At 60.9% G+C, this 22463-nt stretch carries 21 protein-coding genes; 4 read left to right on the forward strand and 17 right to left on the reverse strand.

Annotated features, from left to right (window positions below):
• Positions 1-167 precede the first annotated feature (167 nt).
• Together FJ978_RS05000 and FJ978_RS05005 are read right to left on the reverse strand one after the other, a co-directional pair.
• Complete coding sequence (locus FJ978_RS05000; protein WP_181176866.1) at positions 168-1682, reverse strand: GMC oxidoreductase; 1515 nt, start codon at positions 1680-1682, stop codon at positions 168-170.
• A 137-nt stretch (positions 1683-1819) separates the two neighbouring features.
• Positions 1820-2236: a MucR family transcriptional regulator gene (locus tag FJ978_RS05005; RefSeq protein WP_013893288.1), complete on the reverse strand. Its 417-nt coding sequence runs from the start codon at positions 2234-2236 to the stop codon at positions 1820-1822.
• 567 nt (positions 2237-2803) lie between these two features.
• Here FJ978_RS05005 and FJ978_RS32700 point away from each other — a divergent pair.
• On the forward strand, positions 2804-3364 hold the full coding sequence (locus FJ978_RS32700) for a hypothetical protein (RefSeq protein ID WP_181180374.1): 561 nt from the start codon (positions 2804-2806) through the stop codon (positions 3362-3364).
• Positions 3365-4254: 890 nt separating this feature from the next.
• Entirely contained in the window at positions 4255-6213 is a 1959-nt protein-coding gene (locus FJ978_RS05015) for a DUF4838 domain-containing protein (RefSeq protein ID WP_181176865.1), read from the forward strand.
• A 119-nt stretch (positions 6214-6332) separates the two neighbouring features.
• On the opposite strand, the gene FJ978_RS05020 is transcribed toward FJ978_RS05015, so the two are convergent.
• Together FJ978_RS05020 and FJ978_RS05025 are read right to left on the reverse strand one after the other, a co-directional pair.
• Positions 6333-6629, reverse strand: a complete 297-nt coding sequence (locus FJ978_RS05020; RefSeq protein WP_013893285.1) for a hypothetical protein — start codon at positions 6627-6629, stop codon at positions 6333-6335.
• Between the two features lie 1431 nt (positions 6630-8060).
• Positions 8061-8342, reverse strand: coding sequence for a hypothetical protein (locus FJ978_RS05025; protein WP_140570716.1), 282 nt, complete (start codon positions 8340-8342; stop codon positions 8061-8063).
• 1051 nt (positions 8343-9393) lie between these two features.
• Between FJ978_RS05025 and FJ978_RS05030 the strand changes: the two genes are divergently transcribed.
• Positions 9394-9660 (forward strand): hypothetical protein, encoded by a 267-nt coding sequence (locus FJ978_RS05030; protein ID WP_140570718.1) that lies wholly within the window; start codon positions 9394-9396, stop codon positions 9658-9660.
• A 154-nt stretch (positions 9661-9814) separates the two neighbouring features.
• Here the strand turns inward: FJ978_RS05030 and FJ978_RS05035 are convergent, their stop codons facing one another.
• From FJ978_RS05035 to FJ978_RS05065, 7 genes are all read right to left on the reverse strand, one after another.
• Positions 9815-10246 carry a hypothetical protein gene (locus FJ978_RS05035; protein WP_013893282.1) on the reverse strand — a complete coding sequence of 144 codons (432 nt, stop codon included), beginning with the start codon at positions 10244-10246 and terminating at the stop codon, positions 9815-9817.
• A 229-nt stretch (positions 10247-10475) separates the two neighbouring features.
• Positions 10476-10676 carry a hypothetical protein gene (locus tag FJ978_RS05040; protein ID WP_041164058.1) on the reverse strand — a complete coding sequence of 67 codons (201 nt, stop codon included), beginning with the start codon at positions 10674-10676 and terminating at the stop codon, positions 10476-10478.
• A gap of 101 nt (positions 10677-10777) precedes the next feature.
• The gene (locus FJ978_RS05045) at positions 10778-11005 is read right to left on the reverse strand and encodes a hypothetical protein (RefSeq protein WP_013893280.1); all 228 of its coding nucleotides are present in this window, start codon (positions 11003-11005) and stop codon (positions 10778-10780) included.
• Between the two features lie 280 nt (positions 11006-11285).
• The gene (locus FJ978_RS05050) at positions 11286-12113 is read right to left on the reverse strand and encodes an SDR family oxidoreductase (protein WP_140570720.1); all 828 of its coding nucleotides are present in this window, start codon (positions 12111-12113) and stop codon (positions 11286-11288) included.
• 96 nt (positions 12114-12209) lie between these two features.
• Positions 12210-12701 (reverse strand): acetone carboxylase subunit gamma, encoded by a 492-nt coding sequence (locus tag FJ978_RS05055; RefSeq protein WP_023778419.1) that lies wholly within the window; start codon positions 12699-12701, stop codon positions 12210-12212.
• Positions 12698-14902: a hydantoinase B/oxoprolinase family protein gene (locus FJ978_RS05060; protein WP_140570722.1), complete on the reverse strand. Its 2205-nt coding sequence runs from the start codon at positions 14900-14902 to the stop codon at positions 12698-12700. The genes FJ978_RS05055 and FJ978_RS05060 overlap by 4 nt, the downstream gene beginning before the upstream one ends.
• A gap of 14 nt (positions 14903-14916) precedes the next feature.
• Positions 14917-17046, reverse strand: coding sequence for a hydantoinase/oxoprolinase family protein (locus FJ978_RS05065; protein WP_140571246.1), 2130 nt, complete (start codon positions 17044-17046; stop codon positions 14917-14919).
• A gap of 160 nt (positions 17047-17206) precedes the next feature.
• On the opposite strand from FJ978_RS05065, the gene FJ978_RS05070 reads away from it, so the two are divergent.
• Entirely contained in the window at positions 17207-17998 is a 792-nt protein-coding gene (locus FJ978_RS05070; RefSeq protein ID WP_140570724.1) for a LuxR C-terminal-related transcriptional regulator, read from the forward strand.
• A gap of 42 nt (positions 17999-18040) precedes the next feature.
• Here the strand turns inward: FJ978_RS05070 and FJ978_RS05075 are convergent, their stop codons facing one another.
• The 6 genes from FJ978_RS05075 to FJ978_RS05100 all read right to left on the reverse strand — a co-directional run bounded on the left by FJ978_RS05075 (position 18041) and on the right by FJ978_RS05100 (position 22461).
• Positions 18041-19081: a proline racemase family protein gene (locus tag FJ978_RS05075; RefSeq protein WP_140570726.1), complete on the reverse strand. Its 1041-nt coding sequence runs from the start codon at positions 19079-19081 to the stop codon at positions 18041-18043.
• Positions 19082-19096: 15 nt separating this feature from the next.
• Entirely contained in the window at positions 19097-19801 is a 705-nt protein-coding gene (locus FJ978_RS05080; protein WP_140570728.1) for an SDR family oxidoreductase, read from the reverse strand.
• Positions 19802-20193: 392 nt separating this feature from the next.
• Positions 20194-20742 carry an invasion associated locus B family protein gene (locus FJ978_RS05085; RefSeq protein ID WP_140570730.1) on the reverse strand — a complete coding sequence of 183 codons (549 nt, stop codon included), beginning with the start codon at positions 20740-20742 and terminating at the stop codon, positions 20194-20196.
• Entirely contained in the window at positions 20727-21188 is a 462-nt protein-coding gene (locus FJ978_RS05090) for a DUF4189 domain-containing protein (protein WP_140570732.1), read from the reverse strand. The genes FJ978_RS05085 and FJ978_RS05090 overlap by 16 nt, the downstream gene beginning before the upstream one ends.
• A 35-nt stretch (positions 21189-21223) precedes the next feature.
• Positions 21224-21892: a hypothetical protein gene (locus FJ978_RS05095; protein ID WP_140570734.1), complete on the reverse strand. Its 669-nt coding sequence runs from the start codon at positions 21890-21892 to the stop codon at positions 21224-21226.
• 11 nt (positions 21893-21903) lie between these two features.
• Entirely contained in the window at positions 21904-22461 is a 558-nt protein-coding gene (locus FJ978_RS05100; RefSeq protein ID WP_140570736.1) for an invasion associated locus B family protein, read from the reverse strand.
• Positions 22462-22463 lie beyond the last annotated feature (2 nt).

Below are 22463 nucleotides of genomic sequence, written 5' to 3' on the forward strand. Positions count from 1 at the left end.
TTTCTCGCGTCCGTATCCAAAGCACGTAAAGTAAATCTGAAATTATGCCATTGTGAAGTAAAGGTGTATCTTGGGAGACACTTCGTGCCGGACTCCGAGCAACGAGCCGCCAGGCTGGTCAAGCCTCCGAGCGGCCTCCGTGAGCTCCTCCAATATGGAATTGACCTCTACTCGAGCCATTGCCGCAGGTGTCGGCCCAATTTAATGGCAAGCGCGACGATCGTCAGGGTGGGCATATCGTTTCCCCCGGTTGGAAAAACGGAGCTCCCGGCGACAAAAAGGTTCCCGAGGCCGTGAACCTGGCACGTGGCATCGACCACGCCAGTCCTCGGATCGGCGCTCATCCTCGTTGTGCCCATGTGGTGCCTCACCCATCGGTATGGGATATCGTCTCCGCAAGTCGGGGTCTCGTGGGCGCTTAATTGAACGTCGCTTCTATGGCCCAGCAGCCGCATCTCCTCGGTGATGATTGTCTGCATGCGCTCGAGTGTACGCCGAACGAGAGGCCCCACCCTCCATTCCAGCTTCACGCGCGGAAGATTGAATTCGTCAAGTCTTGTATCGAGCGTAACCCGGCTTTCCGGGTCCGGCTCTTGTTCGAGGATCGTGTCAAAATGAAAATGTCTTACGCGCCCGCGTGAGTGCCCAAGGCGCTCGATGGCCGACGCGACCGACGCTGCGGGATGTCTGAGGATGGTGCGGCCACTCTTGATAAGGTCGCGATGGAGGCGTCCCTTCCGCAGCCAGAAAGCAAGATAATGCAACGCCTCGGAGCCACCCAGATCATTGGCGCAAGGTCCCGGCTTGATCCACGTCCGGGAGCCGAGAAGGCGTTCACTTTCACGAATTTCCGGGCGCAGCGCCAGCCCGAATGCACCGCTCACGCCGCAGTGCTCTTGCTCCGACAAATAAGGCCTTCGCGCCACAATGGATGGCACGTGAAGGGCCAGCGCGGTGTCGGGATGGCCGACCTGCAGGCTCCCCCATTTTACGCGCGGATGCTCCATGAAATAGCGGCCGACCAGGTCGTGCTGGTTGCCTATGCCATTCGGCATCTGCCGGTTTGAAACCAGGAGCAGGCGCGCGTTTTCGATCCCGCCGCAGGCCAACACAAAGGACCGTGCCTGGATCCGGAAGCGCCGGTTTGGCGTGCTGGCCACCTCGATGGAGCGAACCCATCTTCCTGAGGCGTCGGTGTCTAGCCGCAAGGCCGTGGCGTGCAGGAAAACCTGCACGTTTTTTGCCCTTTGCAGCCTGGCGCGCAATGTCGCCCCTAAATCCGGGATGGGACTGAGAAAGCATCGTTCGGAAAACAGTGGCCCGGTCATAGGCAGAGCCGCGGAGGCAGGCCATTCGGCTTGCAAGTCGTCGATGCCCAGCAAACCGGCTGCCGTCTCATAGTGAGGGAGGAGCGAGTCGCGATCGACAGGCCATCCGCTCATCGGAATCCAGGACCGAGGCTCGAAATCAGCGTGGTCCAGCATCTTGCACCACCCACCCCAACCGGCCCTGCCGGTACTTCCGCCGAACTGGCGGATCCTGCAAAGGTCCAGCGCCTCATAGGGTCTGCCTACAGAGCGGCCGCGCGACAGTCTTTGGCGCCGGTGTTCGTATGTCAGACCGCCGCTTTCGATGATGGATATGCGATGCCGTGTTCCTTCGAACTGCGAGGCGAGCGCCAAGCCCGCCGCACCTGCGCCCACGATGCACAGATCTGCCTCCAGACAAGCGCCTTGGGGAACGCCATCGCAATCCTCAATCATGGCGACATTGATCGGGCAGCAGGCGCGGCAAAATCGTCATCGGTAGGACCATACGGTCAGGTTCGTGAGGTCTGATCACTGGCGGTCCGTTGTCCAAGCCTGATCCTCTTTGCCGCTTGCGAACGCAGTGCGGTGAAATTCGGCGCCACCAACGGGTAGTCAGGCGGCAAACCCCATTTCCTGCGATAGTCGGCCGGTGTCATTCCAAGCGACGCCAGATACCGCTTCAGCGATTTCATCCTGCGTCCATCCTCCAGGCTGATAATGAAATCCGGAGTCACCGATTTGCTGATTGGTACGGCGGGAACGATCTTTGGTTTGCTTTTTTCCGTGCCTCCCGCGAGGGCCTGCAAAGCGCGGCCGACATTCTCCACCAGATCCACCAGATCAGAAGGCGAGGCCCGGTTCCTGCTGACAAAGGCCGAAACAATCTTGGCAGTTGATTCCAGGTGATGGACGGGGTCAGTGGCCATGGATCCGCTCTCGACTGACGATGGTTATCGTCCGTGGCCAAATGCGGGGCCCGTTTGGATCACTCGTTTGCCGAACTTTCCAACATCAAATCGGGAGCAGATGCTCCTGATCCTCCCCGCCTTTGGAACCCTTCAATGGCATCCGCAGGGGCCATTTCTGTCAATTGCCCTTGGCGGCGCTGAATCCACCCAAAAGTGGTAACCGGCAGTGACAGCCAATGCGACCCATCCGTTGGCATCGCGGCCCGTCGTGCTGCGTTTGCTTGATGTTTTCTTAAAGATCGCCAACACCGATGCGCCTTCTACACGGCGGAGATTGAAATATCGGATGCATATTTCCACCATCCTAGGTGTCGCCCATTTTAACAACGGCCGACTGCTACACAATTACGATAGAGGCATGATGGCATTTGGCTTTTTACTACTTCATGGAAATCGAGATTTTACAGGTATAATCTCGTGTCAAACTGTCATTAAATGTGTCTGACTCGATCATGATTGTGAATAAACTTTCTTCGAGAATCTGATTATTAAGTACGCGGGGGAGCTTTGATATCAGGAGACGATATGACCATTAAAGTTACAACTACGGCGAAGTTGCTGGTGGGGGCGTTCTTTGCTCTGGGAACCATAGGGATTTCCAATGCCGGCGCAGCCGGGGAGTCTGGCGTCCAGGTAAGCTCGCCTAGCGAGACCGGCGCCAAAGCTGGCGGTGCCGGCGAGACTGGCGGCAAGGCTGGCGGTGCTGGTGAGACTGGCGGCAAGGCTGGCGGTGCTGGTGAGACTGGCGGCAAGGCTGGCGGTGCTGGTGAGACCGGCGGCAAGGTTGGCGAGACCGGCGGTACGGCCACTACCCTTAGCGCTGCCTCGAGCGAGACTGGCGGCACTGGCGAAACCGGCGGCAAGACTGGCGGCGCTGGCGAAACCGGCGGCAAGGCTGGCGGCACTGGCGAGACCGGTGGCAAGGCTGGCGGCGCTGGCGAAACCGGCGGCAAGGCTGGCGGCGCTGGCGAAACCGGTGGCAAGGCTGGCGGCGCTGGCGAGACCGGCGGCAAGGCTGGCGGCGAGAGCGGCAAGGGCAGCGGGGGCGCCGGCGAGAGCGGCAAGGGCAGCGGTGGCGCTGGCTAGGCCGATAAAACCTTGAGACTATCGGGTGCCGGTAATGGTTGTTCCCTTATCGGCATCCGTGTCCACCAACTGGCGCAATTCATCCGCGCGAGCACCAAGTCCCATCACCGGTCACCAGTCCGAACCGGCATAGCGCGCGGCCTCCTTCCACAGGGCGAGCGCAACCTGTGGGGAACGGGCTTTCACCTCGAAATCTTGACCTCTGTATTTCCCGGCCGCGACCCAAACTGTTTTTGAGCGCTGATAAACAGTGACGCCTAGAGCGCCGGCGAGCGTTCGCCATTGTGGATCATTTGCATTCATACATTCCAGCCCCCGCGCCATGTAAGAAGCAACGAGGGATGCCAGATTGGAGTTCCAAGGAATGTGACCATTTTAACACTTGCCGATCCGAACCTCCCATTCGGCAATCGAAACAACCCCGCCGCTGGCGCGAGCGGCGGCATCGATCCGGTCCCCGACGATCATTGCAAGCCACCAAGGGGCCAGGCACTCCCCCGACCAAAAGTCTAGCAAGAACACCCAAAAGCCTGTCTGGGATCGTTGGGTCTAGCGGCGATACCATGCACCTCATGATCTGCGCGTAACAGCAGCCGCTTCGCTTGGTGCGCAACGCTTGATCGCCCGCCGCACCAAACATGCTGCGAGCAATTTTCATCGGATGGTGCGCATGCCTGGATCGCCAAAAGTCCCTTCTCCTTCGGGCAGAATTCAGCGCGGTTTGGCCCTCTTCATCTCCGGAGGGACCGACAGCGTCCCCCGCGATTCATGGAAGCCTGCACCGTCCTTGTCCAGAAGAAGGTCCACCTTGTTGGATGATCGGCCGTAGGTAAGGTCTTGCTATGCGGGCACTGTCGCGAAGGACGTTTGGGCAGGGAGCCATATTCGGCTTGCTGCACTGGCTGGGCGCTGGCAAGGCAGCCGGCGCGTACGCTCAGCCAGGCGATGGTGTGACGTTGGTGGCGGGAGGCAGACCCGCCGTCACGCTGGTTATCCCGGACAGGCCGAAGGACTCCGTCCACTATGCTGCCGTGGAGCTCGGCTGGCATATCGAGAAAGCGACCGGCTTCCAGCCTGCCATGGTGACTGAAAGCGAAGTGACGTCGGCAAGCCTGGGCAAAGCCCATATCTTTCTGGGCGATACCCGGTTTGCCCGAAAGGCCGGCATCGATTCCGGCGCATTGGAGCCGGAGTCGTGTGCAATCCGCACCGTCGGCCGCCATCTCTGTATCGCGGGGCGTGACACGAGCGGCAGCCCTCTTGATGAGGACAACTCCGCCGGAACGCTCTTCGGCGCATACGAACTTCTCGATCGCTACTTCGCGGTTCGGTGGCTATGGCCAGGCGAACTGGGAACGTTCGTTCCAAGAGCGGAGTCCGTGGTCGTTCCTCTTCAAGACCATGTCGTAACGCCTCGATTCATGCAGCGCCACGTGCGCTCGGCTGCGGGCTTGAAGGCCAAGGATCATCCCGAGCTGGGCTTCACTGCCGCGGCGGCCGAAGAATACATGGACGCGCAGGCAACATTTCTGCGTCGCAACCGCATGGGCCGCCGAATCCCGGCGAAGTACGGCCATGCCTTCGTGGACTGGTGGCGGCAGTATGGCGCCGAGCATCCTGAATGGTTTCAACTGGTCAACGGCAAACGAGGCCCTTCAAGGCTGGGTGCGCGCTTCTCCATGTGCATTTCCAATCCGGGTCTGCGCGAAGAGATTGTCGCGCAGTGGCGCGAGCATCGAGGCGATACCCCTGGACACCTTCCAACCTTCGTCAATGCTGTCGAGAATGACGCGCCTGGCCAATGCGAATGCGATGCATGCAAGGCGCTCGATGGTCCGGAACCACCGGATTATCGAAAATTCATTCCGCCGAAATCAAAGATCGCCAGCAAGCCTTTCGTATCCGACAGATATGCGCGTTCATGGCAAGCCATCCAGCAGATCGCCGCGAAATACAATTCGAACTCGGTTGTCGTGGGCTACGCCTACATGAACTACTTCGCCGCTCCGACCTCGGGCATAAAACTGGGGCCGAACATCATGATCGGATTTTGCCCGTCATCCTGGTTCTATCCCCGAAGCGGCGACGAGCAGGATTGGATGAAAGCCCAGTGGCGAGGATGGGCGGAAACCGAGGCCAGGCTTTTCATGCGGACGAACTATTTTCTGGACGGATATTGCATGCCGCACATATTTTCCAGCCAGTTCGCCGACGAGTTTCAGAGCGCCGCGAACAACGGAATGATCGGGACCGATTTCGATTCGCTGACAGGTCATTGGGCGACACAAGGCCCAAACCTTTACCTGTTGCTCCGCTTGCAGATCCACCCCGACATGCCTGCCAGCTCCCTGCTGTCCGAATATTACTCCGCCTTCGGACCCGCGGCGGCTGACGTGAGGAAATATTTCGACTTCTGGGAGGCGTATACGTCCGGTGGGCGTGCCCGGCTGCGTGACACCTTCGAGGCTCTTGGGGCTTCGCGTTGGCGAAGCTGGGCGAAAGCGGCGCATGCGATCTATCCAGAGGAGAGCTTTGCGCCGGCCGAAGCATTGCTCGACAAGGCAGCCTCCTCCGCGGCGGCAGACCAGCAAGCGTCAAGGCGGGTGCAATTCCTTCAATTGGGATTGCAGCACGCGAAATTGTGCTCTTTGGTTGCCGCCAAGCTTACGCTCGGCGATCCGGAATCCAGCTACGAGAGAGGCAAGGTGGAATTGCAAGCGCTGTTGGAATTTCGACGAGCGCACGAGCGCACGTGGGTATCCAACATGAATCACTGCGCGTGGGTCGAGAGCACCAGCTGGGCCCTTCCCGGCGCTGCAGTCCAATTGCAGGCGCCCGATCCGGAGTGATCTTCTTCAAGCAGCGAAACTTCCAGCCTGGTCTTCGGTCACCAACAGCGAAGGCACCCCGCCAGCATGCACGCTGGCAAGGGTGCGCTCTTTACGACCTGGCAGGATCGGCAGGGCGGTCAGCCGCCCTTGCTGCCGCCACCGTCTCCAGCGCCGCCGGATTTTCCCCCGGACTCACCGGCGCCGCCAGCCTTGCCGCCGGACTCACCGGCGCCGCCGGCCTTGCCACCGGTTTCGCCAGCACCGCCGGCCTTGCCAGGTTCTGCAGCGCGCCCTGCCTTTCCGGGTTCTGCGGCGCGACCTGCCTTGCCTGCTTCCACAGACTTAATTTTGGTCGTCGATTCGGCAAAGCTAGTCGTCGAGACGGATGCGACAGATACAGCAAGAGAAATTGCGGTAAGAATGCGAATGATCATGATAAGCCTCCTTAACAGGGTGACATTCAGCCCCTGAGGATCTTGTCGTGTATTTTTTTGGGAAGATCGAGTCTTGTTCCAGGGTGAGCCCGTCGGCATGTTTTATAATTAGTGAAAAAATTTTCAGACGCAATTTTACTCATTTCTCTTTCAAAATAGGCGTATTAGCGATTTCTTGGATATCTGCCTAAAACTTGCAACTCAATGTGATCGGTCGCAACAGTCACCTACATCGATCGCGATGACCAGCGCTCCGGTGTGGCGTCGCCAAGTAGAAAATGACGCATCTATTTAAAACTCCGGGGAGTTGGATCGTCAGCTCGGTTTGACTGTTCGTCGCATTCTTGACGTCCGGACCGACAAACCTCAAAGTTCAGAGGCAACCATTTGTTAACTATCTGACAATGTTGTGGCGATGGTTGCGTGCAGTGCTGCACTTTGGGCAGGCACATAGCAATTCCGTCTATCCGTCCCGGTCTTAAGGCTTGTGCCCGATGATCGACAGGTCAATCGGGCCGACCACGCATGAGCCGGGATGGCCGGCGCCTGGGCTGCGAATGGATGCTTAGGCGTCGGAGATCCAGTCACTAAATCCGCTGACCAGCATACCGAGCGGCTTCCATCCACAACGTGAGTGCAATCGCGGGCGAGCGGGCTTTCACCTCGAAAAGTCGGCCTCGGTAGCTTCCCGTGGCCACCCACACTGTTTTTGAACGTTGAAGGATCGTAACCCCAAGAGCATCCGCCCGATGGAAAATCTCGTCGTGATCGCGATGCATTTGCTCTGGCCTTTGGCTCCTAAAAATTACGGGCGAAGATGCTCCCTCATTGGCAAACCATAGCTTGGTCTACGTTCATATTGGGGCGCTGTCATTTGCATTTGACATAGATGCCCGCTTCGTACGAATCCGTCATAGCATCCCAACAGTCGCTATGACCGTGCAACGCCATGATCCTGGTAGGTAGCGGCCTGCCGCACCCTCATCGCCCATGGGACTTCAGTCTTATTTGCATTATTGCTAATATGTCTATAATTTGAGCAGTGCGGGGGACACCCAAACCAACCCGCAGTGGCCGGTGTGGCGCAAATCAAGCTGCCCAACGCAGCGCAGCCGCACCGGCCATTGGCTCCCAAAGCGCGCGTTTGTCGTCAAACGGTTACAATGACATCTCGACTGCGACGCCTTACGACACCGCGTGGCCTAATCGATCTGCTCGCCACCTAAAGACCTGAGTTGTCGATAGGCCGCAAAGAGATCGGATTGGATCAGATTGCAATTTGATGGCGCGAGCGGCGCGGACCCGTGACGGCACGAGCAAGGTCCGGAGTCGATCCAAGCAGCCGACACGCCAGCCAAGCCGTTCATATCGACGATGGGACGCTCAATCGGCCGAAGACTAAACGGAGCCAAGACTTGCCGTCTCGTTTCATCACATAATCTTCAGTCTTGGCCATTTTCTCACACCAGCGGCCAATCGTCGACGGAGCTCCAGGGAAATAGCGCGAGCAGTACGCGCTGCCTCTTCATCGTCGTCGATATCGTCTTCAATCAGCATTGCCAACGTTTCGACATCGTCGAATGGAAATTCATCGGCGATGTCATCGGCAGCACCCCGTATCACCTCGGCATAGGCACATGTGATTTCGGCGGGCTCTTCCAACATCCGCAATTGCCGCAACAGCGATGCAATATTTTCGGATTGTTGGGACATCGCTCCAATGCCTCCGTGTGGGGCAGGAGTAAGTCTATGGCTCCCAAGCGCTAGCGCCCATAATATTTGCTAACGACAGCACTCCTTGTAGGGTTTCGTGCAAAACTCGTAAAGTCAACTGGCGAAGAAAACTGTTCACAACCCAAGTCAGGTCCGCGCGTCCCGGCAACAGGGACAGACCATTCGCGCTTCTGGTCCCTGCCGCGAGCCGCCGAGCTTGAGCTGTGTGGCGGCTGTGGATGCTCGAGCTTAAAACGCCGAACCTCTATAACGTGTCGCTTCCTTCCACAAAGCGATCGTTGGCTTTGGAGCACGCCCCTTCACCTCGAAAGTACGGCCACGATAGCTTCCCCTGGCCACCCAAACTGTTTTTGAGCGTTGATAGATGTTGATGCCCAACGCGCATGCTCTTGCAAGCAATTCTCCATCGTTTCGCATTTGATCGACCTCGTCACGGCTCCTTGAAAGTTGAGACAACAATGATGCCCAGAGTTTGTTGCAGTATCGTGTCGGCCCCCATTCCGCCGGGTAACCTGTCGTCACGGAGGCCCGTTGCCTTCCGCGTTCGCGAGGCGACCAGTCCAAGAAAACCCGCCGCCCCATTCACGGCAGCGACGGGCCGCCCCTGGGATTTTTGGGACTTGCCGGGCGTTGGGTCCCTGCCGCACCAAAACCATTAGATGACCCTAATGTTCCATGGCCGTCGCGATGGTACGTTTTTGACGATTCATCATCGCACGAGCGAAGCGGCGTCATGTGGCGCAGCCAGCGCGCGGTGAGTTTTGAGACCGCATTCTGCAGGTGTAGAGCCTCGCCGCGTGGCCGCCGCCATCATGGCTTTTCAGTTCTTGGGCCTAAGCGGCTGGCTGCATGTGCTTGCGATCGCCAAGCTCCCGTCATGTCCTGAATGACGTGGCGAGAATGACGTGGCGAGTTCCTCAGCCCTTCGGTCGCTGAGCTTCACCCCATGGCGGAAGCCCACTGTCCGAATGGAGAGGCGGAACAAAACGCATCTCGTTTAAATTGGGCCTAGCTGACCATGGAGGCCCGCTTGAGGTTCATCGCGTTGCAAGATCCGGCCGACAACTGGATGGTGTATGATCTACATTCCGAGATTCCGGCGGAATTCACTTGCAACGTGCTCTACGGCCTCTCGCGCGAAGAAGCAGAGCATCTGACCGTTCTGGCCAATGCGAAATTTCGATACAGAACAGCTATCGCGGAGCCCATGCTTGGCCGCCCGGCCCTGCGGTTGAAGGATCTCACGCCCCTCACAACGCTGGATATCGGACCGCTAACCCCCTGCCCGGATTTGTGACTGGGCGTGGCAACCGCGGCAGCGAAACCGGCAGCTTGAGGAGCATGGGGAAAAGCGGCGGCGCTCTCCCGCGACCAAACCCTGATTAGAGTTGACTCGGGCGTCGAGCAAGGCAGGGGATCGTGCTGTGGCAGGCTGCGATCCCCTCTTGCATTCAGTGCATTATCCTTTGCCTTAGCCAGGCAATAAACCTGTTCCCGCCAATCGTTGCGCGGACCCGGTTGGCAGCCCAGCCCGCCTTCATCGTAGCGCCGACGTGACAATCGCAGACGATGTCGTGCAGTTGCCAGTCGCTCAGCCCGAAGAAGCGTTTTGCCTCACCATAGGTGTCGTCTTTCAGGCCCGATGCGCGCAGCACCGGATCTTCGAGGGCGACAGCAATTGCCGATCCTTCCCCACGCACGCTGTCACGCTCCTCCAGGCGCAGATATTCGGTGCCTGTAAACGCTGCAAGACGTCGCTCGGGATGTTGTTCGAGAAGTTCGGCCCAACGTTCGATACGCTGGTTCCGCGTCATCTCCGAATATGCCGCCGAGGATTCGACCTTGGCGACGGCGTACAGTTGGTCGAGTGTCTGATGTTTCATGGCAGGCTCCTGTCGAGAGTGAGAAGCACCCACGCCTTCAGGGAAATTATCGCGCGGTGATGCCCCGACAAGAGCGGGAGATTGAGGCGGTCAGGATTGTAAATGTCCACAAGGCATTCGTGGAGCGGGTCGGTGGCATCGGCCAGCAATCCAGAACCAGGCTGCCCAGAACCAGACTGCCCAGAACCGAGCTGCCCAGAACCGAGCTGCATGAATCCAGCGACTGCCGCTACTTCTTGATAATGTTTCCGTTGCGCAGGTCGAAGGCTTCGGAACCGCGGGCCTGGCGATGGAAATCATCCTGCAGTTCGCCCCATTCGCCAAGAAAGGCACCGCACTTGCTGCAGTGAATTGGCGTCGACTCCTCGGCGTCGTCGGGAATGTCCATCTGGATAGTCCCGCATGCCTTGCAATCGAGCTTGTCGTCCAATCGGCGTTCCATTTTCCAAGGATTGCGCATTTTCAGCCATGAGCCAATTGTTGGTTTCGTACCAAGGGGCATCGACCAGCGCCAAGCCCCTCGGCCATCGATCACTCGCGAGAGTCAAAAAGGACGGCTAGCCCCAGTTCCCGTGCCAGATCGACGATCTTCTCCGTCAACTCGTCATCCGTATCTTGCAAATAGGGCGCATTCCTGCGAGCGGCCTCTATTGCCGCTTTAACCGAGACGATATCGCCATATCGCGCACTTCGAAGCTCTGATGCCAGAAACTCCCTAGCGGTACCGACGGGTCTTATTGCCCATCTGGCGATGCTCATGCGGTTCCTCCCATCACCCTCCGCTTCATCTTGATCTTGTCCAAGACGCCGATCAATCAATGGTACGATTTCGTACAAAATCGCTCAGCTATAGGAAGGCAACAGCGGCACGACATCGGCCGGGCGTTGGTTTGGGTGTCGCGAAAGTTGCCCGCGCGAAATTGTCCGGCGAGGCTACGGGCTGATGATAGTCATCGCTCTTTTCGGGGCGGTCGTCATGCTGCCTATCTACAGGCAAATCGCCAACCCAAGATTATTCGATTGGATCCTCGCGTCGGCGTTACCACAAAGCGCCGCCGGTCACCTGGATGTTCTCCATGGTGATGCCCCTGGCGGCGTCCGAGCACAGGAACACCGCGAGCGCCGCGATTTCCTCCGGCTGCAGCATGCGCTGCTGCGGGTTGCCGCGAACGATTTCGGCCATGGCTTCCTCTGGCGTGCGGCCCTTGCCCTCACGCTCGACCACTTGCGCGACGTTGCGGCGCATCAGTTCCGTCTCCACCCAGGTCGGGCTGATCATGACGCAGGTGACGCCGTGTGCGGCACCTTCCAGCGCCACGCAGCGCGTCAGCCCGAGCAGACCGGCCTTCGAGGCGCAATAGGCAGGATTGTCCTTCCAGCCAACCGAGGCCGCGGTGGAGCCAATGTTGACAATGCGGCCCCAGCCGCGTCCGATCATGCCCGGCAGCGCGGCGCGTGTGACACGGAAGGCACCGGTAAGATTGGTGTCGACGATCTTGTTCCAGAGTTCGTCCGAATGCCCCACGACCGGCTGCTCGGCGGTGGTGCCGGCGGCATTTACGAGAATGTCGGCCGGCCCGATCGCCGCCTCCGCCTCGGCCACGAAACGATTGCTGAGATCGCTGTCGCGCACGTCGAGATGCGCGGCGTGGACACTTGAGCCATGCGCCGCCAAAGCCGAGCGTACCCGTTCGATCTCGCCGGCGCCCGGATAGTAGGCGGCATCGGTCCTTCCCGGGCCCGGCGCGGCCACGTAGGAGCCGACGGCGACATTGGCCCCGGCCTTGGCAAGCGCGGTGGCGATGGCGAAGCCCATGCCGGAAAAACCGCCGGTGACGATGGCCCCGCGGCCCGAGAGATTGGTCATCGAACTGGATCTCCGCAATCGAATCACAACGCGTCGCCACCGACCGTCATTTCGGAAGCCGCGACGAACCTATCCAAGGCTTGGCAACCGGCTTGGTCAAGGCTGCAGCGGCTTGCCCAGCCATTCGCGATAGAAGCCTTCGAGGTCCGGCTCGAAATCATGCACGATTGGGTAGCCAGGCGCGGCCGCTTCCACTTCGTGCATGGTCCCGCATTGCGGGCAGATGAATTCGCGGATCTCCATCCACTGCGGATCGGGAATATCGCTGTTAGGATAGATTTCGCGCAGCGTCTCCTCGGTGTTGCGCACGATGATCGCCGCCTTCAGCTTCCAGTTCTCGCGATAGTCGCCGAAGGAGTGGCCGCACTCACAGCGGGTCACCCGCTCGTCACCGCTCTGGCAGATGAACAGATGATCCGAGACCGGCAGCAGGATCGGATCCTTCCAGCCGACGCGATCCTGCAGCACCGCGACGTACTTGAAGAAACGATCGTCGTCCTTGTAGGCGCTCATCACGCGGCGCGTCTGCGGCCAGGGCAGCGTGCCCGCGACCAGATCGGCGATGACTTCCTTGCTGTACGAGGTCATGGCTTTGCTCCCGGCATGAAGATCGATTTAGCGTCGACGTTCCAGAAATCGCTGAATTCCCTGGTGAAGCGCGAGGAAAGCCCGATCGCGCTGGCGTACATCTTCTTCACCTCGGGCGCGAAGTCGGCCTTCTCGACACGGTCGCGTTCGGTGGCGATCCACTCCGACACCGGCTTTGCCTGCGCGATCCGCCTGGCGCGCAACTCGGCGCGGTGACGCTTGGTGGCCTCGATGTTGGCAACGGGATAGCCATCCCCATCCTCGTCGAGGATGATGCCGAAGATGCCCTCGGCCGCTTCCTTGGTGAGATAGCCGTTCTCGACATCCAACGCTGTCTTGAGCGGATCGCGCTCCAGCACGTCGCCATAGCCGCCACCGCCATTGTAGGAATGGGTGAAGACGTCACCGGTCTTGTGCGGGGCGGTGATGTAGGGGCCCTCCATCGTCACATGCTCGCCCTGCAGCCGCAGCTCAAGCTCCGAGCGATGCGGATCGGTGCCGGTGTGGTGCGCCAGCGGTGCCCTTTTTTCGGCAAGCTCGAAGATGTTGGAGTTGCGCACCGCGCGATGCTTCTGGCAGGTCGGCGCCGGATAGCCGCCGCACATGCCGCCATTGTCGAACACGCGGGACGAATGCTCCGAAGTCACCAGTCTGAGATGATCAGTCTTGCTGACCAGCCAGGTCGACAGGAAGGAACAGCCGCCGCGATACTTGCCGGCGCCCCCGGAATTGGGAACGATCGAGCGGCCGATATAGACCATCGGCATGTTCTGTTCCCAGATCTCGATATTGCCCATGTCGGATTCCGGGTTCCAGCCGACATAGGCGGTGTCGAGACCGTCCTTGATCGCCAGCGCGCCGGAACCGGCGGCCGCGCATTCGAAATGCGCCATGCCGAACAGCTTGCCGTACTGGCTGGTGCCGCCCATCTCGATCATCGGGCTGTTGACTTGGCCGACGAAGGCTTCCTCGACAAAGCCGCGTCCGATGAAGGAGCGCGACAACAGCCGCTGGAACACGCCATAGGCCGGAAGCAGCAAGGCCCAGGAGGTGGCGGTCGCAACCATTTCGTTGTCCGGGTTGGTCCATGTTCCGTGCGGCAGTTTCAGTTCGGTCGCCATCCAGGCGCCGTCATTGACCAGCCCCTCGAAATTCATGTGCTGGGTGAGCGTCACGAACATGCCGCCATCCATGCCGGCCGGAGTGCAGTTCATCGAATGGTAGCCCCAGGGCTGCGTGCCCTCGAAGTCCATGATGATCTTGCCGTCGGTGGTGATCTCCATCTCGATCGGTATGTTGTACAGCCAGTCGGGGTCGCCGAGCGGCTGGTAGCCGGGCTTGCCCGCTGTGACGTGGCCGTAGAAAGTGTGGCCGCGGTATATGCCGGGCACGGTGAGCTGGCGCGTGCGGGCGAGCTGGGCGCGGCGGCCTTCCTCGATGAACTCCTTCGACACCTTCATCCAGTAGTCCAAGCCGATCTCGTCGATCAGCGCCTTGACGCTTTCGCGCATGTCGATGCAGGAGGCGACCTTGGCCTTCTCGTCCAAGACCCAATAGATCGGCATGCGCAGATTGCGCTCGCAGCGGATGACATAGTCGCGGCGGATCTCGTCGTTCTCGCCGATTTTTTCGGCACAGACGAACAGCCCTTCCGTGAAGCGCTCCTGCGCCAGCGCCACGTCACCACCGGGCGTGATACCGCCGACCTCGAGCTCGTGGCAGACCGCGCCCGCCCAGCCGACCAGTTTGCCCGAGTGGAAGATCGGCACCACGTCCATCACATCGGGCACCTGTACGGTGCCGATGAAGGCATCGTTGTTGGCGAAGATGTCACCGTCGCGGATGCAGGGGTTTTCCTCATAGCCCTGTCTGATCATCCACTTGATGAAGCGGCTCATCGTGTGCACATGCACCATGATGCCGTTGGAGAGTGCGATCGCATCGCCTTCCGGCGTGTAGATGGCGACCACCATCTCCCCGACCTCACGTACGCCGGGCGAGGCGGAGATACGGCGGGCCATCTCGCGGGCCGAGACACAATAGGCGCGCAGCTTGGTGTGCAGCGTCTCGAATTTGAGCGGATCCTGGTTGCGCAGCGAAAGTTCCGTGATGCCGTCGTAGCAGCCGGTCTCTTCCATGAGCCGTTCGGATTCGATCAGCCGTTCGCGGATGCGGAGCGCGGAGGCGGGTTTGTCCAGCATGGCGTTCGCCCTTCTCAAGCGTGGGTGTAGTGCAGCAGCGTCCATTCATCGACATGGACACGGTCCTGCGGGTGAACGACGAGCGTTGTGGCGGGATGTTCGATGATAGCCGGGCCGGTGACCTCGTGGCCGGGCTGCAGCAGATCCATCTCGTAAAGATTGGCCTTGTGCCAGCGGCCGCCGATATAGGCCTCGCGCACACCCTTGTGGGCGGCTGCCGGATCCGACTTGCCGAGCGGACGCCTGAGCAGCACCGGCTTGACCTTGTCGGCGGTGGCGATCAGGCCAAGCTCGGTGATCGAGAAGCCGGCTTCGCCATAACGCGAGACGCGGTGGTTGACCTTGGCATAGACGGCCTCGAATTCATCGATGACACCGCGCATATCGTCGGCCGAACGGATGGCCGAGAGCGGCGCCATCACCTCGACATCCTCGAGCTGGCCGGTATAGCGCATCATCAGGAACGGCACGGTCTTGATCTTGTCGCGCCCATGGCCGTCCTCGATCATCTCGTCGACGGCTGCCTTGGTGAGTTCGTCCCAGACATTGGTGACCTTCGCACCGAAGGCCATCAGTTCTTCATCGCTGGCGCGCGCGCCGATGTCATGCTGCGTCGACACCGAATGGCGGCGCATGAAATCGGCCGTCGTGCAGCCGAAGGCCGAGAAGGCGGCGGCGAACTGGAAGGTGATGATGTCCTTGAAGCCGATTCCCCTGGAGCAGCCGGCCAGATGCAGCGGGCCTGAACCGCCATAGGAGAGCAGCGTGAATTCGGAGGGGTGGATGCCCTGGCCGGAGATGACGCGCCGCAATGCATTGTTGGCGTCGGCCTCCAGCATGTCGATCATGCCCTCGGCGGCCTCCTCGACGCCCACACCGAGCAGGAGCGCGCACTTTTCCTCGAAGGCTGCCCTCGCCTTCCCGACCTGCAGCACGACCTTGCCGCCAAGGAAGTAATGCGGGTTGAGGCGGCCCAGGATGGCGTCGCAATCGGCGATGGTGGGTTCGGTGCCGCCCTTGGCGAAGCAGATCGGGCCGGGATCCGAGCCCGCACTTTCCGGCCCGAGCGAGACCTTCTTGGTCAGGGGATCGACCTTCAGGATCATGCCGGCGCCGGCGCCGATCGTGTCGAGATGCAGCGTCGGCACGTTGAGCTTGAAACGGTCCATCAAAGGCTCGTTCTCGATCCGCGTCTGGCCGCGCGTGATGACGCCCATGTCGAAGGAGGTGCCGCCCATGTCCGAGCAGATCAGCGAGTCGTTGCCGATCAGCTTGCCGACATAGGCCGCGCCGAGAATGCCGCCGATCGGGCCGGAGATCATGGTTTCGTGCAGGCGCGGATGGTTGATCGAGGTCAGGCCGCCGAAGGACAGCAGCGTCTGCACGCCATATTTGAAGCCGTATTTCTTCGAGACGTCCTCGATACCCTTGAGCTGCTTGCGGCCGCGCGACGTCGCGTAGGCCTCGATCAGCACCGAGTTCAGCCGTGACTGTTCACGGATGACCGGGCGGACTTCGTGGCTGGTGTAGACGGTGATCTCGGCGCCGGCCTTTTCGATCTCCTCGCGGCAGATCTCGGCGATGCGCTTCTCGTGCACGGGATTGACGTGCGAGAAGATCGTCATGATGCAGATGCCCTCGACCTTGTCGGCGATCAGCTTCCTGGCGGCGGCAGCCACCTCGTGCTCGTAGAGCGGCAGGATGATGTCGCCGAACTGGTCGATGCGTTCGGTGACGCCATGGGTGCGGCGGCGCGGCACCAGCGGATCGGGATGATGATGGGTCACCGCATGCAGCCGGTCGGCATAGGAATAGTCGGCCCAGGCCTGCAAGCCGCGGCCCATCAGGATCATGTCCTCCAGGCCCTTGGTGGTGATAAGCCCGAGCCGGCGGCCGGTACGCGACAACAGCGTGTTGAGCATGCCGGTGCCGGAATAGAGCACGACGTTGACACCGGAGAAGAGCTGCTCCAGCGAGATGCCCCAGGCATCGGCCGCGTCCTCGGCGGAGGCCAGGAAACCTTCGGCTTCGTTCTTCGGCGTGGTCGCCGACTTGCCGATCTTGAAGTGGCCGTCCTGATCGACAAGGATGGTGTCGGTCATGGTGCCGCCGGCGTCGATACCGATGACGATTGGATTGCCAATGATCGGAGGGGTGCCGACGATCGGGCCGACGGGATTGGGTTGGGTCACGGGCGCCTCGGAATGTGGTCTAGGTTGAGGCAAGGCTAGAATCCTTGGGCGGCCTCGCGCCATATGCCAAAAGACACAATGACGGTCGGGCCGGGATCGCCGAGAAAAGGGCATGCGCATGGGCAATATCTGGGCGCCGCTCGCCAAGGCGATCGCCGCCACCGGCACGGACAGGCATGTCGACTGCCTGATCGACCTGATCGGCGCCGACATCGAGCATGACCTCGTCACGGTGACGCGCTATTCGGCGACGCAGACACCGGAATTCGTCAAGCACCGGCGCTTCTCGGACGAGATGGTGCAGCGCTATCTCGCGAGTTACTACGTGTTCGACCCGTTCTATGCCTCGTGGCGGCGCGAGCGGCGGCTTGGCATCATGCCGCTGAAACGGCTTGCCGACGACGAGGCCAAGCGCGGCCAGTACATAGCTGGCTTCCTGGCGCAGTCGGAAATCTGCGACGAAGTCGGCATCATGCTGGCGGATGGCGGCGACTGGTGTCTCGGCATCTTTCTCGACCGTTCGAGCGCCTCTTTCAAGGACAGCGAGATCGCGCGATTGGAAGAGCGGCTGCCGGTGTTCGCAGCCCTGCACGCACTCGACATAACCGCGCGCGGAAACGAGTTCTCCCGCACATCGATGCCGACAGGGCCCGGCGCTTCGCCGCAGCAGAAGCCCAGCATTCCGGCCAGTCTCTGGCCGGAGCTTTCACAGCGGGAACGCGAACTCGTCCAGCTCGTCCTGGCCGGACATCCGACCGCCAGCATCGCCGAGCGGCTGGGGATCGCGGTCGGCACGGTCAAAAATCACCGCCGCCGCATCTACGAAAAACTCGACATCACCACCGAGCGCGAATTGTTCCTGCAGTTCTTTCAATCGCGGGCATCCCGGTTGAATGGTCCCTGAGGTTTCGGCCTAGACCGAACCTGTTTCGACGCCGCTGCACGTCTATTGCTTGACCGAGGTGGAAGTCCCCCATGTGTCCGACAGCACGTAGCCTTGCGGGTATGGGTCCGTCGGATCGAGGTAGTAGGCATGCTCACCGGTGATCCAGGCTCGGCCGGTGATTTCCGGAACGATCGCCTTGCGGCCGCCGATCTCCTTCAGCTCCACAATCTTGCCGGCGAAGCGCGAGCCGATGATCGATTCGTGGATCAATACGTCGCCAACTCCCATCAGGCCTCGGGCCTGCAGCACGGCCATGCGGGCCGACGTGCCGGTTCCCGTCGGGCTGCGGTCGGAGCGTCCCGGCGAGACGATGCAGGTGTTGCGGGTGACATTGCCGGGACCCTGGAACGGCATGGCGAACTGCACGATCGACACGCCGCGCACATGTTCGAATTCCGGATGCACGACATCCAGCTGTTCGCGCGCGGCCCGTCGAACCTTCTCGCCCATCACCGCCAGCTCGCGAGCCTCGTCGGGGGCGACCGAGAAGCCGAGCGCCTCGGCATCGACGATCGCGTAGAACATGCCGCCATAGGCGACGTCGATCGTGAGCGTTCCCAGCCCCTCGACCTCGATGTTGGCATCGAGACGTTCGGCGAAGGCAGGCGCATTGCGCAAGGTGATCGACACGCATTTGCCGTCGCGGCATTCGGCGCGCACGTCGATGACGCCACCCGGCATGTCGAGCTTGAAACGCGTCTCGGGCTCCTGCATCGGCACCATGCCGGTCTCCAGCAGGACCGTGGCGACGCAGATCGTATTGGAACCGGACATCGGAGGGTATTCCGTCGGCTCCATGATGATGGCGCCGGCGACACAATCGTCACGCGTCGATGGCACGAGCAGGTTGACGTGCCGAGCGACGCTGCCGCGCGGCTCGCAGATCAGCATGCGCCTGATATGGTCGTGATCACGTTCCATCGTGATCATCTTCTCCATCATCGTGCGGCCCGCCGGCGGCAGCACGCCACCCACGATGACGTCGCCGACCTCGCCTTCGGCGTGACAGCCGACGACACGAATGCTGGTTTTGGTGCGCATTGTTGAATGCCTGTTCTAGACGGCGCGCGTTATGCCGCCATCGACGCGGATGTTCTGGCCGGTTATGTAGGCCGCGCCGTCCGACGCAAGGAACGCGATCGTGGCGGCGATTTCCTGGCTGGTGCCATAGCGCCCCAACGGCACGCTGTCGCGACGTTCCTCGGTTGCGGGCAGGCTGTCGATCCAACCTGGAAGAACGTTGTTCATGCGAATGTTGTCACCGGCATAGGTATCCGCGAAGATCTTCGTGAAGGAGGCCAGTCCGGCACGGAAGACGGCAGAGGTGGGGAACATCGGGCTCGGCTCGAACGCCCAGGCGGTGGAGATGTTGATGATGACGCCCGATTTCTGCTTCTGCATGATTGGTGTGACCAACCGCGTCGGACGAACAGCGCACAGGTAATAAACGTTCATTGCGTCATGCCAATCCTCGTCGGTAATCTCGAGGATGGGCTTTCGTGGGCCATGGCCAGCGCTGTTTACAAGCACGTCGACGCGGCCCCACCGCTCGACAGCGCCATCGACCAGCCGCTTGAGATCGTCATTGGATTGGTTCGAGCCGGTGACACCGAAGCCGTCGAGCTCCTTTGCCAACGCTTCCCCTTTGCCTGAGGACGAGAGAATCCCGACCTTGTAGCCGTCCGCGGCAAGTCGACGGGCGGTCTCCGCGCCCATGCCGCTTCCGCCAGCGCTAACCAACGCAACTTTTTGTCCTGTCATCGTACTTCCTTCGGCTACCAACTCTCGTGCATTTTGCGAAATGCGGCAAAGTCTGACACATCGCCGTGGGTATGGCTAAACAGAAAATCGGCGATCGCCCAATAGGAAAATTATCGAATGACTCAAATGGCTGAAGCGATCGCCTCGGGGCTCCGCGCCAACTTCCGTCGAGCAATGCGGGAAAAATAGCCGTAGGCGGTCACTCGCCCAGTATGACCCCGGATGCCACGATCTGCGCCGTGCGCTCCGTCAATTTTCCGCATTTTACAAGCGTGGGTTTGACGTAGGTTTTCTTCTTCATGATCGCGATCCGATGGCAGTGGCACCGGACTAAACGACCTTCGGCACGGCAACGTTCCATCGGCCGGCATCGAAGGCAGCCGCCCTTCTCCTCACCTCGCGCTCAACGCGACCATGCGATCGAGCGCCGCGCTAAGCCCGTGCAGCGACACCGGAAATGTCAGCGGGGTCTCGGCATCCGTCGTGACATTGAGCTTCAGCACCGTGCCTCCCCGCATCTTTCCAACCAAGGACCGATCGATGGCAAAGACGGCGAGGCAGCCCGTCGGCAAGCACGTCCTGAAACGCTGTTGGGACGATGGCGGCTGATCGTCGATCTGCAGCGTCACACCCGAATCGAGCAGGATGCCGAAGGGCAGAAGCAAGGTAGCCGTCGTCGAGCCGTCCGCGCGTCTCTGTATCTCCACGGCAAGCAGCCTTTGGCCGTTCTTCTGGACCTGGTCCTGCGAAAGCGAGCAGACCCTCACATTCTCCTGGACAGAGCAAGCCACGCTCCAGTCCTGGCAGACTTCGCGCAGCGATGAGGGGCCATCCGCAACTGCCGCCACCTGTTGCTGTGCCGATGCGGGCGACATCAATGACAATGCGATTGCCCCGCAGGCGCAGGCGGCCTTGAGGCCACGCTTCATGTGCAGACCCATTCGCGGATCTTGCATCTCTCGCCCGTCGCCTCGCAGGCCTGCAAGGCGAGGTCCTCGGCTTCGCGGCGGGTCTCGGCAGAGTTCACGCCCCAGGGCGTGAACCGGTTCTCGACTTTGTCGGCCAGTGCGAGCGCACCGCAGTGCTTGTAGGGAAAGCCGGTTTTGTCGTCATCGTTCCAATGGCGATGGTTGCGGAAGACGGTGACGACATTGCAGGCCTTTCCGCCCGCGTTCTCGCAATATTTCTGCGCGATGTCCTTCGCCTCCTGCCGCTTGTCGGCGCCCCAGAAGAAGCCGTATTTGCTATCGGCCTGCGAATAGGCGATGGCCGCCCAGATGCCTTTTTCCTCCTGCTGCGGCTCCGGCGGCGCCACCAGGTCGGCCGAGACGACTTGTCCGCTCCACAACAAGGTCAAACCCAAAACCGCCAAAGCTTGCAATCTCATGGTCGGCACCCCTTTCCTCGATCCCACTCGCTCGCCTACTTCGCCGCCGAAGCGACCGAGATCACCACGCAGCTTTTGCCAGTCGGCAGGAGAAGCGCTTCACCGGCGTTGCCTCCGAGCTCATACACCTCGACCTGCCCGAGATGGTCGGTGATCTTGCTGCCTTGCGGCAAGATGGCGGGGATGTCCGCGCACGGGCTGGCGAATGGCGCCACCCGCACCATCGCCCCCTCGCAGCCCGAAGCGGTGGGCGATGCGAAGACTACGCCGGCGGCCGGCCCGTTGTAGCGTTCCGACGCATAGTCCATGCCGACAAAGGCCTGGACCGCATGCTTGTCGGCGGCCTGGTCGTTCCACAACGATTTGACGCTGTATTTCGTGCCTGTCGTCAGGATCTGTCCGAGCACCGGATAGACAGTCGAGCAGGCCTGCACGCCGGCTTGCTTGACGTGCTCGAGGAAAGGCGTGTCCGGAAGCGTGGGCGACGGCGTCGAAGCCTGTGCGGCGGTCGCGCCGCCGACCAGATTGGCGATCGCGGCATAATTCCCGGCGGCGAAGCCTACGCCCGCCACCACCAGCCCCAACAGGGAAAATCCGACGACGCGCGGCCACCGCCGCCGCGATGGCTCGACGAGCCTTTGCCGATCCGCCTCGACGGCCGGGTTGCTGCGTTTCGCGGACATGAACTGGTCCTGCTGGCTCATGGTGCTGCCCCTTATTTGACTGGCGAAAGGGCTTCCGTCAGCCCCTTGAGCGTTGCGGTCACGGTGATCGTCTGGCCGTCGACGGTTGGATAGGAGATCGCCGGCGTCGCCTTGCGCGCTATCTGCTGGCGCATCACCGGCCCCACCGGCAGCATGCCGACACAGACCATTTCGTTGCAGCCGTTCAGGTGCACGTCGATCGGCTGTGGCTGTCCATCGAACTTCAGCGATACCAGACCGTCGCTCCTGGCATTCGGCGCGGTGCGCAGGATCATGTAGGGCTTGCCGTCCTGCGTGGCGGCAAGCGACCAGCTGAAGGCCATCTTGCCAGCAGCATCCTCGATGATCTGCGAGACGTTGCAGACCTTCTTGCGGGCCTTGAGGTTCTCGTCACAGATCAGCGTCCAGTTCTCGAACGGGCGGATGGTGCGCTGGTACTCCCCCAGTTTTGCCTCGGGAGGCAGCACCACATCCGAGGGCTTGATCCTGTAGGGCGATGTAACCTGCCCGGCGGCCGGCACGAGGCCGCCGCAGAGCGCCAGGCAGGTCAGGGCGACAAGTCCTTTCATTC

The organism is Mesorhizobium sp. B1-1-7 (assembly GCF_006442705.1).
In the GTDB taxonomy this organism is placed as follows: domain Bacteria; phylum Pseudomonadota; class Alphaproteobacteria; order Rhizobiales; family Rhizobiaceae; genus Mesorhizobium; species Mesorhizobium opportunistum.